This is a genomic window from Caulobacter sp. DWR3-1-2 (assembly GCF_049896225.1).
Lineage (GTDB): Bacteria > Pseudomonadota > Alphaproteobacteria > Caulobacterales > Caulobacteraceae > Caulobacter.
The window spans coordinates 58014-72862 of the sequence record NZ_JAFCTW010000010.1; the positions used below are offsets into that span (position 1 = coordinate 58014).

Sequence of the window (14849 nt, forward strand, 5' to 3'; positions counted from 1 at the left end):
TTCCCCGCGTTCGGAATCAGTCTTGCGGCGGATGCTTGACGGGATTGAAGAAGCTGAGAATGACGAAGGCTAGGCCGACAGCACCAGGGAGAGCCGCGCCGGCCATGGTGCAATACATCGCGATGTGCATCCCAGTATTGTTGACTTGCCCCAGGGCGAGGCCGGTCAGTGCGGTGCCTCCGGCGATAAACAGAAGAATGATGCCGATCCGCATGTCGCGATGCGCGGAGGACACTCGCGGCGACCTCGTATCCTTGGACAGCGCTTCGATCAGTTCCGGAGGAAGGGTCTGGCCTTTTTCAATGGCCGCTCGGACGGTTTGTTGCATTTCGCGCCGCTCGCGGCTTTTCAGCCAAATTGGCACGATGACGATGGCCGCGACCATCAAAAACGGTGACATCGGAATCAGAAATCCCAGGTCCATGGCTTAAGTCCCCTCAACGGTATTGGCGGCGGCGTCTCGCCATCGCCCTCTGTAAGTAAGAGACCTGGGCCATGGCGTTTGGAGGCGCCCGGGCACATGAAACTTTCGTAAGCCTAGCGATGGGCCAACACCTGGCTGCTCGCCGCATTGCCAGACTAGTCGGCGCCGAGGCCCTGATTGGATGCGGCGACCTTGGAAATAATTTCATCCATGGCCGAAAACATCATGGTCGGTGCGTGGTCGGCCAGGGCCCGCCGGGTGGCGTAGCCCCATTCCACGGCTCCGCAGGCCAGACCCGCCTCGCGGGCCGCCTCGATGTCGCGAGTCTCGTCGCCGATGCACAGCACGCGGTCCTTGGCGACGCCCGAGGCCTTGACCACGGACCTGAACTTGGCGGCCTTGCCGAAGATCGCCGCGCCGCAGCCAAAGTGATTGACCAGGACGGCCAGGTCGGGCCCGAGGATAGAACGAATGGTCGCCTCGGAATTGGAGCTGACGATCGCCAGCCTCCGCCCCGCCGCCGACAGGCTGCGCAGCAAGTCGCCGGTGCCGGAGAACAGCGGAATGGAATGGGCCTCGGCCGCCATCATCTTCTTGCCTTGGGCGGCGACCAGCGGAACCTTCCAGAGCGGCAGGCCCAGATAGGCGATGATCTCGCGGCTGGAGCGGCCTCGCAGCATGGCGATCTCGTCTTCGGTCACGGCCTTGAACTTGAACCGCTCGGCCAGCGGCCGCACCGCGCGCATCGCCCACGCGGTACTATCGGCCAGGGTGCCGTCGAAGTCGAAGATGACGAGATCGATGCGGGCGCCCATCAGCCCATCGCCTCCTGGTATTGATCGGGCCTGAACCCAACCAGGAGTCGGCCCCGAAAGTCGAGCACCGGACGCTTGATCATCGACGGTTGGGCCAACATCAGGGCGATGGCCCTGGTCTCGTCCAGGTCCTGCTTGTCGGCCTCGGGCAGCTTGCGGAAGGTCGTGCCGGCGCGGTTGAGCAGGGTCTCCCAGCCCACGGCCTTGGCCCAGGCCTCCAGGCTGGCGGGATCGACACCGGCGGCCTTGTAGTCGTGGAATCCATAGGCCACGCCGTGACCGTCCAGCCAGTCGCGCGCCTTCTTCATCGTGTCGCAGGCCTTGATCCCGTAGATCGTGGTCGTCACGCCGATTGCTCCGTGCGCGGTCAGATTCTTGTTCTGGCCACAGTAGAGTTCGCGCGCCATCGGGCAAAACGGAAAAAGGGCGGGCTCATTCCCCGCCTACTCCTTCAAGGATGGCGAACTTCACCCTGGCGAAGCGCCGGGCCATGGCGTCGATATCGACGAGGCCTTGGCCGCCCAGCACCCTACCGCCCCGCCAGCCTGCCGGTGAACCGCCTCGAAGACGGCGCACTGTTCAACTGGTGATCTTGAAACCAGGCGGCGCTCCCCGCTACTCCGGTCGGCTCTGGACGCTCGAAGCGCCGCCCTCGCTGGCCTTGTGAATATATTGCTCGGCGACCAGCCAGGCCTTCACCGGCCGTAGCGTGCCCAGGCAACCCACCAGCAGCGCGGGGAAAACCGTCGCGAACTGAACCCAGATCGGCGGCTGGAAAGCCACGACGCTCCAGGCCCAGACGGCGATCACCAATATGCCGACGCCGGTCATGACGAAGAAGGCCGGGCCGTCGGCGGGTTCTGCGAAGGCGAAGTCCTGGCCGCAGCGATCGCAGGCCTTCGCCAGCGTCAGGAACCCGCTGTAGAGCCGCCCTTCACCGCAGCGCGGACACCGGCAGAGCAAACCCGCCTTCAGGCTCGATGGAGAATTGAGGACGGGAGTCATCGCCGGGCCTTACATACAAAGTGGAGCGAATTGCATACATTATGATTAGAATGTATGTATTTCGTCATGGATACACAACCGTGACCCGCGACCTTCCCATCGCCGGCTGGCTGAGGCGTATCGAGCCACACGGCGGCCTGCCGATCTATCTGGCGCTGGTCCAGGCTCTTGAAACCGCGATCCGGGGGGGAGAGTTGCAACCAGGCGACCAACTTCCTCCACAGCGCGCCGTCGCCGCTCAGCTCGGCATCGACTTCACGACGGTAACCCGCGCCTATGGCGCGGCCCGGGCCAAGGGCCTGGTGGAGGGGGCTGTCGGACGCGGCACCTTCGTGCGCCGCCGGGTCGGCGACGATGACGCGGGGGTAGTGGATCTGAGCATGAACCTTCCGCCGCCGCCGACCGGCCTGTCGCTGGCCGCGCTGTTGAAGGAGACCACCGCCGCCATCCTGGATCGCACCGACTTCGCCACCCTGATGGCCTATCACGCTGGACCCGGCACGCCGGGTCAGCGCGCGGCCGGCGCGGCCTGGCTCGCCCCCGTCATGGGCGAGATCGCCCTTGACCGCATCATGGTCTGCCCCGGCGCCCAGGCCGCCCTCACCGCTCTCCTGCTGACGATCGCCGGCCGCGGCCAGAGTCTGGTCGTCGAGCCGCTGACCTATCCCGGCCTGCTCGCCCTGGCCGAGACCTTGGACCTTCGCTTGCTGGCCTGTCCGGTCGATGACCAGGGCTTCGTGCCCGAGGCGCTGGACAGACTTTGCGGCGAGCAGCGGCCTGCGGCGATCTATGTGGTGCCGACGACCCAGAACCCGGTCGCCACGACGATGGGCCTGGCCCGACGCCGCGAGGTCGCCGCGATCGCCAGCGCACACCGCGTCTGGCTGATCGAGGACGATCCTTATAGCCGCCTGTTCGACGCTCCGCTTCCGGCCCTGACCACGCTTGCGCCGGATCTGGCCTTCCATGTAGCGACACTGTCCAAGACGCTGTCTCCGGGTTTACGGACGGCGTTCGTGGTCGCGCCGTCCAGCGGAATGGCCGAGCGGATCACGTCGCGCCTGCGCGCCACGGCCTTGATGGGCTCGCCCTTGACCACGGCGGTGGCCGTGCGCTGGATCCGCGACGGCGCCGCCGAGCGCGTTCTTTCGGCGGTCCGTCTCGAGGCTCGCGCGCGGCGGGCCCTGGCCGGCGAAATCCTGCCGACCGCGAGGGGCGCGGCGGAGTCTATTCATGTGTGGCTCGACCTGCCTCCGGGCTGGCATGCGGGACGGGTGCACGCCCAGGGGGCCGCCCAAAGCCTGTCGCTGGTCGCCGCCGAGGCCTTCGCCACTACGCCAGACCACGCCAACGGCCTGCGCATCTCGCTGGGCGGCCCGGCCAAGCAATCTGTGCTGCGCGAGGCGTTGAGCCATGTCGCGGCGCTACTCGCCAGGGGACCGGGCCAGCGCCTGGTCGTCTGAACGAAAAAGTCCCGGAGCGCGAAGCTCCGGGACAGTGCAAATCAAGAGGGGGATACGGCTAGACAATTCGCCAGCTGACGATTGGTTCAGTCCGGAGAGCGATGTCCTTTGGGACATCAGGCAAGCTTCCGTCGCCCCAAGGGAATGTGCCGGGTTTGGCCGACCAGGCTGTGGATCAGAACGAACTCCGAAACTTTCCAATCCACGCCAAGCCGGTGGGCTCCATCAGCCGGCGGGCAATCAGGTCACCTGTCGTGAGTGCCTTCCAAAGCGTCTCCTGCGCATGTGGAAAACACCTCGTCGGCCACGATGTCCTGCGTGCCGGGCTTCAGGGCGACGTCGGTCATGGCTCAATTTCCTTCAACAGAGTTCTGAGGTCAGCGAAGCGTTCGCGCCAGAGGACGCCGTCGCCAAAGCAACTGCGGATCAGAGCACTTGTTCCGCCTTTGCGGTAGCCCAGGTTCGGCGACAGGGCCAAAGCTCCGGCGACGTGGGATTCTCCATCAATGTGAGGTTTGGGTCAGCCTTGCGGCGCGGCGTCCGCGGATTTGGTGGTCGAGATCTCGCCGGTCTCCATCAACTGCTTGAAGCGGCGAAGCTCGCGGCGGGCCTGGATTTTCGGCTTTTTCTGGAAGTGCTTCGCGGTCAGCTTTCCAAGGTCGCCGCCGGGGGGGCGTAGACGATGGTCGCGGTGACCTCGGTCTCTCGTCCGGGCGGGCCGTCGCGAAACTCGATCCGGCCAGCGTTCTTGATGTCGGCCCCCTCGGCCGACTCCCAGGCCAGGACCTCGTTCTCGACCTCTTCGGTCAGGACCGAGTCCCACTCCACCGTCTTGCCGGCCGGCGCCTTGACGACCCAGTGCGAGCGCTCACCGTCGCTTGGCGTGACGCTCTCGACGTTCTCCATGAACAGGGCCAGGTTCCGGAAATCGCGCCAGAAGGCGTAGAGCTCAGCGCGCGGCCGATTGGTCGTCACCGTACGGCCGACCAGGGCGGCGTTGTTCCAGCCGTGTTCCTCGGCGACCTCGTGGGCGATGTCGCGCTGGTGGACGGTGGCGGTCAGAGGCGCATCGCTTTCCAAGACGCGGGCAATGGTCTTATCGGACATGGGGAAGTTCCTCCTGCCCGGCTCCAACCGCTCGCGCGGACAGGTGTTCCTGCCGCGAAGTCAAAGGCTTCCCATGTCTGAAATGCGACAGGGCGCTTAGGCGCAAACGCCTGAAGTATGGCGCGGCGAGCGCTTGGGCGCGACAATCGACAGGGTCTGGGGCTCCACATCAAATGATGTCGCCCTGCTTCGCGAGAAGCGGCGAGGCCAGAGCTTCGTCGTCGTCCCGCGCTCGGCACGATCCCAACCCAGGGCACGACGCTGCTATCTCGGGCGCGTCTACAGGCCATCGCCCGTGCCACGGGTGTGCGTCAGGTCCGAGCCGTCCCCAAGGGCGTGGCCTTGACCCTGACGGCCCTCGCCGCCCAGGCCGCCGCGAAACGTCTGTCGCGCGTGGCGGCCGGGTTCTCTCTGGACAACGGCAAGATCGTGGTTACGTCGCCGACCGACAGCGACGCGGAGCGACGCGAGCCCGTCGAACGCCTGCTGCTGGTGGTCGCCCCATGGAAAACGCCCTCGGAACCGCGTTCCGAGAGCGTCTTCATCGTCGCCGGCTGCGAAATATCAGCGCGCGTCGCGAAGATAGATGGTCTTGCTGCGGCCGCGCAGGAGAAGCCCCAGGACGATGCCGATGGCGCCGGCGATGGCCACCGCAGGCAGCGGCTTGGAGACCACATAGGTCTCAACCGCATTGAGCTGTTCGTGAACTTGGCCCCGCACGCCTTCCAGCGTGTCTTCGAACGCATCCTGGACGCTGCTCTTGGCCTCGCCGAACGCCTGCTGCACCGAGCCGACAGCTTCCTTGAGCTTGCCCTTGGCCTGGAGCTCGTCGTTGCCGGTCAGGCCGCCAATCCCGTCTTGAAGGCGTCCCAGGCCCTGGTTGGCCACGCCCGTCATTTGCTCGTCCATCACCGGTTCCCGCTGGTTTGACGCCCGCTTGATCGCGAAGCCCTCCTCAAACCCCTGTCTTCGCGCCTTGTTCCGCGAGCGCGAGTCGGCCGTCACGGCGGAGCGATTGTCCCTCATCGTCGTTTGCGTTGCTCAACAGGAGCCAGACGATGAGCCCGCCGCGACCAGGTTTGACCACCAGACTTTGGAACACATTGTCCACGCGAATCCTCCTGGGGCTTGTCGTCGGGCTCTTGGCTGGCGCGGCGCTCAGCGGGCGTTCTTCGGGGATGCTCGATCTGCTCTCGGCCATCGCCGCGCCCATGGGCCAGCTGTGGCTCGACGCCTTGACGATGACGGTCGTTCCCCTGGTGTTTGGCCTGCTTGTCACGGGGGTCGGCTCGGCGACGGCCAGCGCCGCGGCGGGCGGCGTCGCGGCCCGGGCGATGGTCTGGTTCGTGGTCTTGCTGGTCGCGGCTTGCGCGCTGAGCGCGGTGCTCACGACCCTGGCGCTGACCTGGGCGCCGATCCTCGCGGGCAGCGGCGCCCTGCATGTGGCCGGCTCAGCTCCGCCCGTCGTGGCCGAAGCTGGGGCATGGTTCAAGGGCGTGATCCCCGCGAACCCGGTCAAGGCCGCAGCCGAGATGAACATGGCCCCCCTGGTCGTCTTCGCCCTCTTCTTCGGGTTCGCGGCGAGCCGGATCGAAACCCACCTGCGGACATCGCTGACGACCTTCTTCGAGGCGGTCGTGGCGACCATGTTGGTCATCGTTCGCTGGGTGCTGCTGGCCGGCCCGCTTGGCGTGATGGCGCTCGGCTTCGGGGTTGGGGCCAAGATGGGGCTGGGGGCGGCTGGCGCGTTGGCTCATTACGTCCTGATCGTGGTCGCCGCCTGCCTGGCGATCACCCTTGCGGCGTATGTCCTGGCGGCGTTGGTGGGGCGAATTTCTCCCATGACCTTCGCCAAGGCGGCCCTGCCCGTTCAGGTCGTGGCCCTGGGCACGCAGTCCTCGCTCGCCTGCCTGCCCGCGATGATCACCGCGACCCGTGCTCTGCGAACCTCACCCGGGGCCGCAGAGGTCGTTTTGCCGCTTTCGGTGTCAATCTTCCGGGCCGCGAGCGCGGCGGCCAATATCGCCGTGGCCATCTATCTGGCCCATCTTCACGGCGTCGGTCTGTCGCCAGCCAATCTGGGCATAGGCGTTCTCGTCGCCGCGGCGGTGAGCCTTGCGGCCGTCGGCCTGCCCGCTCAGGTCTCATTCTTCGCGACCATCGGCCCGGTCTGTCTGGCGATGGGCGTGCCCCTCGACGCCCTGCCGGTCTTGCTGGCGGTCGAGACTGTCCCCGACATCTTCCGAACCTTGGGCAATGTAACCACGGACCTGGCCGTGGCGCGGATTGTGGGGCGTCCTCGCAACGACGGCCAGTTCATTGACGACGATATCGAGCAGTCTCCACAGCGCGCCGCCAATGTATCATTTGATAAATGAGCTCCGAGCCCGCTGAGACCGATGGGACGACCGGCCGACCGATCTGGCCGGCGTGATCCTCAATCAAGCCAAACTGGTCGACAGCCATGAAATTGGGTGTTGCCGGCCATTTCGGTGGCGCGCACGCGCAAACCCTCCTCGCTGGTGAGTCCTGCAAGCCGCTCGGAAAAACGTTGCTGCCCGCGATGACTGGAACGAGGGGCCACGGGGTCGGTTGATCAGGCTTCATCCCCGTTTGGAATTCCTCTCATGGCCAGCACGGCTAAGACCAAAGCCAGGAAGACTTCGACACGCGCGGCGACCAAGGCCGCTGCCGCACCCAAGGCCAGCCGACCCGACGCCCTTTCGCTGCTCATCGCCGACCACCGCGACGTGGACGACTATTTCGACCAATACGAGACCCTCACCGACGACACGGCCAAGAAGGCGCTGGCCGACAAGATCTGCCTGGCGCTCAAGGTTCACGCCCGGATCGAGGAAGAGCTCTTCTACCCAACAGCCCGCGAAGAGACTGGCGACAACGACCTGATCGATGAGGCCATCGTCGAGCACATGGGGCCCAAGACCCTCATCGCTCAGATCAAGGCCGGCGCGCCACGTCAGCCCCTCTACGACGCCAAGGTCAAGGTGCTGGGCGAGCAGGTCCGCCACCACGTCAAGGAGGAGGAGGAGGAGCTCTTTCCCGAAGTCCGCCAGACCACGATCGACCTGGACGCTCTGGGCGCCAAGCTCGTCGCGCGTAAGGCAGAGCTGATGGCTTTGCTGGCCGTTCCCCCCGTTCCCGTCTGACAGCCCCCCCCTCCCTCCACGGCGAGCCCACGCGGCTCGAAGGACACCCCATGGCCAAGAGCCCCTCCAACACCACTGCGAAATCTCCCGTGAACGGCGCCCAGGACCGAAATGGCTCCGTCGGTGAAACCCTGGTCGCGCCGGGCGGCGAACTGCACCAGCAGGCCGGCGACCCGGCCAGCCAGTTGACCACCAATCAGGGCGTGCCGATCAGCGACAATCAGAATTCGCTGAAGGTCGGCCCGCGCGGACCGGTGCTGCTGCAGGACTTCATCCTGCGCGAAAAGATCATGCACTTCGACCACGAGCGGATTCCCGAGCGCGTTGTCCATGCCCGCGGCTCGGCGGCCCACGGCTTTTTCGAGTGTCTCGAGAACCTGTCCGACATCACGTCCGCTGACTTCCTGCAGCGGCCCGGCGAGCGAACCCCGGTGTTCACCCGGTTCTCGACGGTGGCCGGAAACAAGGGCTCGCCCGACCTGGCCCGCGATGTGCGCGGCTTTGCGGTGAAGTTTTACACTCAACAGGGCAATTTCGACCTCGTCGGGAACAATATCCCGGTGTTCTTTATCCAGGACGCCATCAAGTTTCCCGACCTGATCCATGCGGCCAAGCAGGATCCCGACCGGGAATTTCCGCAGGCCCAAACGGCCCATGACACCTTCTGGGACTACATCTCCCTGACGCCCGAGAGCATGCACATGATCATGTGGATCATGTCAGATCGGACCATCCCGCGCTCCTACCGGATGATGGAGGGCTTCGGTGTTCACACCTTCCGGCTGGTCAACGCCGCCGGCGCCTCGACCTTCGTCAAGTTCCACTGGCGGCCCAAGCTCAATGCCCAGTCCGTCGTCTGGGATGAAGCGGTGAAGATCAACGGCGCCGATCCCGACTTCCACCGCCGCGACCTGTGGGAGGCCATCGACACCGGCGACTTCCCCGAATGGCAGTTCTGCCTGCAGACCTTCACCCAGGAACAGGCCGACGCCCTCCCGTTCGACGTCCTGGACCCCACCAAGCTCATTCCCGAGGAAGTCATTCCGCTACGCGTCGTCGGTCGCATGGTGCTTGACCGTAACCCCGACAACTTCTTCGCGGAGACCGAGCAGGTCGCCTATTGCGCCTCGCACGTTGTGCCCGGCATCGACTTCACCAACGATCCGCTGCTGCAAGGCCGGCTGTTCTCCTACCAGGACACCCAGCTCAAGCGCCTGGGCTCACCCAATTTCCACCAGATCCCGATCAACCAGCCCAAGTGTCCGTTCCACAATCTGCAGCGCGACGGCCACATGCAGATGAACGTCCCCAAGGGTCAGGTGAACTACGAGCCCTCCAACATGGGTGCGGACGTGGCGCGGGAATCCCAGGCGACGGGCTACAAGACCTTCCCCGCGCTCGAGACGGGCGAGCAGTTGCGTGTGCGTCCAGACGCTTTCGCCGACCACTACACCCAGGCTCGGATGTTCTTCTTCAGCCAGACCGAGCCGGAACGGAACCATATCGTCGCCGCCTTGATCTTCGAGCTGAGCAAATGCGATCTGGCCTCCGTTCGTGAAGCCATGCTGTCGCGCCTGGTCAATATCGACGAAACACTGGCCTTGCGCGTCGCGACCGGTCTTGGCCTGCGTGGCGAAATCACGCCGGCGCCTGCGCCCATCCCCGCTAGCGAGATGGAGCTCTCCCCGGCCCTCAGTATCCTGGCCAAGGCCGCGCCGGGTTTGATCGGTCGAAAGGTCGGCTGCCTGGTGACCGACGGCGTGGACGACGCCATTCTGGCTGAAGTCCGCCAAGCGGTGGCGGCCGCTGGCGCCAAGCTGGCCATCGTCGCACCGACGATCTCCGGCGTGGTGACGGCGAGCGGCGAACTCGTTGCCGCCGACTTCCGGGTTGATGGTGGTCCCTCGATGCTGTTCGACGCCGTGGTCCTGCTGCCGTCGGATGAAGGCGGGGCGGCTCTGGCGCTAGAGGCCACGGCGATAAATTTCGTGCGTGACGCGTTCGGCCATCTGAAGGTGATCGCCTACCTGCCGTCAGCCGCGCCGCTGTTCGTCAAGGGCGGCCTCTCCGAGGCCAATCCGGACGCCGACGCCGGTTTGATCAACCTGCCCAAGGCGGCCGTCGCCGACTTCATCGCAGCGGCCCAGGCGGGGCGGATCTGGGCGCGCGAGCCCACGGTTCGCAAGGTGTTCTAGGTCTCCTGAACCGTCGTTTCGTCCCATGCGCCGAACCAAGGCGCATGGGACGCCGATAGGCTCTTTACCCCTGGCCCGTTCCAATCCCGAGCTATGTGCGCGGCCGCTGTCCCTTCCCCGCCCCGCAGTCGGACACCGCGAACGCCCCTGGCATGTCGGTCGTCCATACCCACCGAACTCTGCAGAGCCTCAAGAAGATTGAAGGGCGCCCAGCTTCGGCAGGCGGAAGATCGCACCGCGATCAGGATTGTGTCTCGATGGTGAAGTTCAGTCGCAGGCGGGCCAGGACACCCCCTTCAATGGAAATGCTCGCCTCCAATCCCAATCCCAGTGCGTCAGGCTGTTCCGTGCTAGCCCACGGAACGCCTTTGCCCATCGCGCGAAGCCCAATGTTCGGGTCCAGTGACCTCATTTGATGGACCTTCGGCGGGGGACCAAACGCAAAAAGCCCCCTGTCGCCAGGGGGCTTTCGCGTTCGTGATGAACCTCGGCGCTAGAGCGCGCGGCGGCCCGAAAGCATGTGGTAGATCACCAGAACGACCACCGCGCCAATCGTGGCGACGAGCAGGCTGTAGAGGTTGAGGCCAGAAACGCCGGCGCTACCGAACTGATTGAACAGAAAGCCGCCGACGACGGCGCCGATGATGCCCAGAACCAAGTCGAGGACTAGGCTTCCGCCCGAACGATTCACGATCTTGCTGGCGATGAACCCGGCGACAAGGCCAAGAACGATCCATGCGAGAATAGACATGTTTGCCTCCCTAAAGAATGGCGCGCCTTCGCGCCGGTCGCCAGCAATAAGGCCCAGGGAAAAATTTTGTTCCGGCCGTTTCGTCTTTCCATTTCGCATAATTACAGGCCGCACGGGCTTGGCTCCCGTGTGGGACCGTTAAGCGAAAACACAGATCGCTGTGGCAGGTCTTGAAACACGGGAACTGCGACTCGCCAATTCCGCTCACTTGAGACGATCGGCGGCGCAGCGCCGCGACCGATGGCCAGAGCCGTGGGCCATCAGGCGATGTGTCGCCAACCCGCCCTAGGCAACCACGCTGACCACCTGCCGTTTTTGCATCCTTCTCCGGCAGGGCGGGAACTATGAACGACCAATCAAGCATGGTGCGGTTTTCAATCCGTCTGCGGGCTGACGGCTGGCGCTGGGAGACCTTGGATGCGCAAGGCCGAAGGCGCACGAGTGGCGTCGTCCGATCCAAGGTCTTGGCTGCGGCTCTGGTGATCCGCGACATCTGCGCGGCGCAAGCGCCCGTCCGAGATCATCATTTGATCAGCGCCAAAGCCGCCTGACATGCGCGTCAGAGGTGCCCACCTATCGCGGGCCGCATCTCTACAGCCACCGACCGATGATCAGGATTCAGCTCGACCTTGGCTCGCTGGAGGCCTGCCGACACGGAGCCCCAGCAAAACACAGCCGTCGTGTTCAGCCTCGCGACGCGCCGTCCTCGTTCGCCGCCGAAAGCGTGAAACCCCGCGCGTGGTTGCGCCGCGGAAGGTCAAATCGCGCCGACAGGCCTTCCGGCCGCCATTCCAGCAGCGCCTGGCCTCGCAGTTGCCGCTCGATGATCGCCGAAATCATTGTCGCGCCGAACCCGCGTGGGCGCGCGGCCGCCGGTGGCGGTCCGCCCATTTCCGTTCAGGTCAGGACGAGACCCCCACCGCCCCCTTGCGACCACCCCAGGCGAACCTCGCCATTCGGCGCCGACAGAGCCCCATGCTGGGCCGCATTGGCGATCATTTCATGCAGAACAATCGCCAAGGGCTGAACCAGCGCCGCGCCGACCTCGATCGGCGGCCGCTGCAACGTGATACGCCGGCCACCTTGCATCTCGACCAATGCACGCAGCAGCACGTCGACTTGAAGATCGCGCCAACCTTCTGGCCCCAAGAGCGCGTGGGCCCTGGCGAGGGGTTGCACTCGGATCTGGATAGCGGCGGCATACTGAGACGGATTATCGGCTCGGGTCAGCCGGACGATGCCTTCAACAATGGCCAGAGCGTTCATTGCCCGGTGATCGACTTCCCGAAGCAGCCGGTGCTCGGCGGCCTCCAGACTGCGGATCTTGCGAGACTCGGTGACATCGCGCTGGGTGGCGAAAATGTACAGCAACTGTCCAGTTTCATCGCGGACCGGGCTCAGATGCAACTGGTTCCAGAACGCCGATCCGTCCTTGCGATCGTTGAGAATCTCGACGTCGCACTCCTGGCCCTCGCCAACAGCCGCGCGAATCTCGGCAATGGCCCCTTTCGAGGTTTCCCACCTTTGTAAAAATCGGCAATTGCGCCCGACCACCTCATCAGGCCCTTAGCCCGTCAGGTCCAGAAACGCCTGGTTGGCCAGGACGATTGGATGGTCGCCATTTCGCGCGTCGGCAATCACCATGGGCATGCGCGTGCGCTCGACCGCGACGAACGCGAGTTCCTTGCGGTCGGCGCGACCCTGCGCCGTGGACGCGGCGGGTTGATCACCGCAGAGAGAGAGATGGCCGGCTGGACTGCGTCGCTCATAGCGCACTCGGCCTGCTGCGCCGCAGCCGATCAGGTCATGAGTCCGGCGGCGCGCAACGCCTTGGCAATGACCGCGCGCACATCGGCTGGCACGTGGGCCGATACCGCGTCCAGCACCTGCGCCGCCTCACCCGAAGGTCGCGCGGGACCGGCGTCCTGGCCCAACTTCTGCACGGGAGCCTCCTCGGCGGCGGCGTCTTGCTCTTCCGGCCGCACGGGGGATTGCCCCGCCTCAGCCCGACGCGCCACACCGGCGCCCAAGCCCCAGAATCGCGCGATCTCCTGCGTCGAAGAGATGCCCGCCTCCAGCATGTAGGGCGCCGGACGGCCAATCCCGTCCGCTTCCTTGGTCGCGAGCGGCGTACCGTGACCCAGGCCGTGGACGATGTTGAGTTCGACCACCGAACCGCCAGTCTCGCCCCGCCAGACCGAACGGGTCCTGCCCTTCAGTCGCTCGATCGTCGCCGACCCGCCGTCCAGCGCCGTCGCCGCTGTCCACTGATCGGCAAGATTTTCGGCATTGGCCCGATTGACGGTATAGTCAGCGTCGCCGTGCCAGATCGACAGCCTGAGGGTCGCCCCTGTCTTGCGGGCCACCAGACCGCCCAGGGCCGCGCCCGAGCGCCCGTCTCCCTGGCCCATCACCCGCAGCGCGTCGGGAACGCCGCGCGCCACGCCATAGGGCAATCCGGCGATGATCGCCGCGCCCGCGAACATCTCGGGGTATGCGGAGAGCATCACCGCGCTCATCGCTCCGCCCGCTGACAGGCCGGTGACGAACACTTGGCGAGGATCGCCTTCGCACGCCGCCAGCGCGGTAGTCACCATGGCGGCGATCGAGGCGGCCTCGCCCTGGCCGCGCCGAGTGTCTCCTGGCTCAAACCAGTTGAAGCAACGATTGGGATTGTTGGCGGCCCGCTGTTCGGGGGCCAGCACGGAAAAGCCCAGGCGATCGGCTAAGGTGATCCAGCCAGCGTCGCGCGCGTAACCCTGACCGTTCTGGGTGCAGCCATGGAGCACGACCACCAAGGGCGCGCCCGGGGGTAGGCCGGGTGGCGAGTAGGATAGCATGCGTAGCGCACCGGGGTTCTCACCGAAGGTCTCAGTGTCCACCATTCCGTCCAGCGAGGTAACGGCAGGATTCAACAAACCGGGCATCGAACGGCGCAGGCGCGCCAGCATCGCGGTGGTTTCGCCAAGGCCTTGCATCGGTGTGTCCGCCCGGGCCGCTAACGAGCCCAGCAAGACAATGCTGCAGTGCAGCATAGAGTCGCATCACGATTCGTTACGGCCTCTGGGTCTGATACGACCGCACCCCCGGCGAACCGGGGATGCGGCGCCTGATCAGTAGGACCGTGTGGTCGGCGGCGCGGCCGGACGATCGCTGCGGCTCAACTCGTCGTCCGTGACGGCGACTTCATCATTCGAGTTGAAAGCCCGATCTTCGCCGTACAAGGTGCGCTCCCGACCGATCTGGTCGGCGCTATAGGGTGTTGCGGCCGAGTCAAAGCCGGTCCAGCCCGTGTCGCGATAGGCTCCACCACGGCTAGTTGCGTCGACACCACGGCGCTCATTGAGGATGGTCTCGACGGTCGCGATCTCGTCGTCGTGCGCCTTGACGCTGACCAAGGCGCCGCCGCGGCGCACCCCCTCGGCATAGACATTGGCCTCTTCGTCGCTGTGACCCGCTTCCTTCAGCGCGCCCAGCAGGCCACCGGTCGCGCCGCCAGCCATGGCGCCGACCACGGCGCCGACGGCGGTGGCCGCCAACCAGCCCGCAGCCACGACTGGACCCAGGCCCGGAATGGCCAGCATGCCAAGACCGGCCAGCAGGCCCGCGCCGCCGCCGATGACGCCGCCCGTGGCCGCGCCCTTGCCAGCACCGTCGGCGACATCGTTCTCGCCGTCGCCATTACGATCGCCAAGCGGGCCGTCAGCGCCGGGCGCCCCGCCGGCGTGCGCGTGGCCGTCGTGCCATTTATCGGTGTTGTTGGAGACCAGGCTGATCTTGTCGTGATCAATGCCGCGGGCTTCCAGGTCGGAAACCGCGTCAAGGGCTTGGGTATGGCTGTCGAACAGCCGGGTAATCGTCTTGCTCATGGCTTTTTCCCGAGATTTTTATGGTTTTTATGGATTGTGGTGCGGTTAGTCAG

Annotated in this window: 16 protein-coding genes; 4 read left to right on the top strand and 12 right to left on the bottom strand. The window is 65.5% G+C overall.

From position 1 onward, the window contains the following. Positions 1–16: 16 nt before the first annotated feature. The 4 genes from ACP696_RS14570 to ACP696_RS14585 form a co-directional block, all read right to left on the bottom strand. The gene (locus ACP696_RS14570; protein WP_426011377.1) at positions 17–424 is read right to left on the bottom strand and encodes a DUF6249 domain-containing protein; all 408 of its coding nucleotides are present in this window, start codon (positions 422–424) and stop codon (positions 17–19) included. A 155-nt stretch (positions 425–579) separates the two neighbouring features. Beyond that, positions 580–1239 carry an HAD hydrolase-like protein gene (locus ACP696_RS14575; RefSeq protein ID WP_426011376.1) on the bottom strand — a complete coding sequence of 220 codons (660 nt, stop codon included), beginning with the start codon at positions 1237–1239 and terminating at the stop codon, positions 580–582. Next, the gene (locus ACP696_RS14580; RefSeq protein WP_426011375.1) at positions 1239–1586 is read right to left on the bottom strand and encodes an ArsC family reductase; all 348 of its coding nucleotides are present in this window, start codon (positions 1584–1586) and stop codon (positions 1239–1241) included. Before ACP696_RS14580 ends, ACP696_RS14575 begins: the two co-directional genes overlap by 1 nt. Positions 1587–1854: 268 nt before the next feature. Beyond that, on the bottom strand, positions 1855–2244 hold the full coding sequence (locus tag ACP696_RS14585) for a DUF983 domain-containing protein (RefSeq protein WP_426011374.1): 390 nt from the start codon (positions 2242–2244) through the stop codon (positions 1855–1857). A gap of 80 nt (positions 2245–2324) precedes the next feature. Between ACP696_RS14585 and ACP696_RS14590 the strand changes: the two genes are divergently transcribed. Then, positions 2325–3707 carry a PLP-dependent aminotransferase family protein gene (locus tag ACP696_RS14590; protein ID WP_426043956.1) on the top strand — a complete coding sequence of 461 codons (1383 nt, stop codon included), beginning with the start codon at positions 2325–2327 and terminating at the stop codon, positions 3705–3707. Positions 3708–4352: 645 nt separating this feature from the next. Here the strand turns inward: ACP696_RS14590 and ACP696_RS14595 are convergent. After that, positions 4353–4814 carry an SRPBCC family protein gene (locus ACP696_RS14595; RefSeq protein ID WP_426011372.1) on the bottom strand — a complete coding sequence of 154 codons (462 nt, stop codon included), beginning with the start codon at positions 4812–4814 and terminating at the stop codon, positions 4353–4355. 564 nt (positions 4815–5378) lie between these two features. Then, on the bottom strand, positions 5379–5723 hold the full coding sequence (locus ACP696_RS14600) for a CsbD family protein (RefSeq protein ID WP_426011371.1): 345 nt from the start codon (positions 5721–5723) through the stop codon (positions 5379–5381). Between the two features lie 149 nt (positions 5724–5872). Between ACP696_RS14600 and ACP696_RS14605 the strand changes: the two genes are divergently transcribed. The 3 genes from ACP696_RS14605 (at position 5873) to ACP696_RS14615 (ending at position 10176) form a co-directional block, all read left to right on the top strand. After that, positions 5873–7192 carry a dicarboxylate/amino acid:cation symporter gene (locus tag ACP696_RS14605; protein WP_426011370.1) on the top strand — a complete coding sequence of 440 codons (1320 nt, stop codon included), beginning with the start codon at positions 5873–5875 and terminating at the stop codon, positions 7190–7192. A gap of 249 nt (positions 7193–7441) precedes the next feature. Next, positions 7442–7981 (top strand): hemerythrin domain-containing protein, encoded by a 540-nt coding sequence (locus ACP696_RS14610; protein WP_426011369.1) that lies wholly within the window; start codon positions 7442–7444, stop codon positions 7979–7981. Between the two features lie 50 nt (positions 7982–8031). After that, positions 8032–10176: a catalase gene (locus ACP696_RS14615; RefSeq protein ID WP_426011368.1), complete on the top strand. Its 2145-nt coding sequence runs from the start codon at positions 8032–8034 to the stop codon at positions 10174–10176. Positions 10177–10669: 493 nt separating this feature from the next. Here ACP696_RS14615 and ACP696_RS14620 read toward each other — a convergent pair whose 3' ends face one another. The 6 genes from ACP696_RS14620 to ACP696_RS14645 form a co-directional block, all read right to left on the bottom strand. Next, on the bottom strand, positions 10670–10927 hold the full coding sequence (locus ACP696_RS14620; protein WP_426011367.1) for a GlsB/YeaQ/YmgE family stress response membrane protein: 258 nt from the start codon (positions 10925–10927) through the stop codon (positions 10670–10672). 684 nt (positions 10928–11611) lie between these two features. Then, entirely contained in the window at positions 11612–11767 is a 156-nt protein-coding gene (locus ACP696_RS14625) for a hypothetical protein (protein WP_426011366.1), read from the bottom strand. A 57-nt stretch (positions 11768–11824) separates the two neighbouring features. Continuing rightward, a complete protein-coding gene (locus ACP696_RS14630) occupies positions 11825–12481 on the bottom strand; it encodes a PAS domain-containing protein (RefSeq protein WP_426011365.1) in 657 nt (218 codons plus the stop codon). A 12-nt stretch (positions 12482–12493) separates the two neighbouring features. Next, entirely contained in the window at positions 12494–12703 is a 210-nt protein-coding gene (locus ACP696_RS14635) for a hypothetical protein (protein WP_426011364.1), read from the bottom strand. Positions 12704–12726: 23 nt separating this feature from the next. After that, entirely contained in the window at positions 12727–13905 is a 1179-nt protein-coding gene (locus ACP696_RS14640; RefSeq protein ID WP_426011363.1) for an extracellular catalytic domain type 1 short-chain-length polyhydroxyalkanoate depolymerase, read from the bottom strand. 135 nt (positions 13906–14040) lie between these two features. Continuing rightward, on the bottom strand, positions 14041–14796 hold the full coding sequence (locus ACP696_RS14645; RefSeq protein WP_426011362.1) for a hypothetical protein: 756 nt from the start codon (positions 14794–14796) through the stop codon (positions 14041–14043). Positions 14797–14849 lie beyond the last annotated feature (53 nt).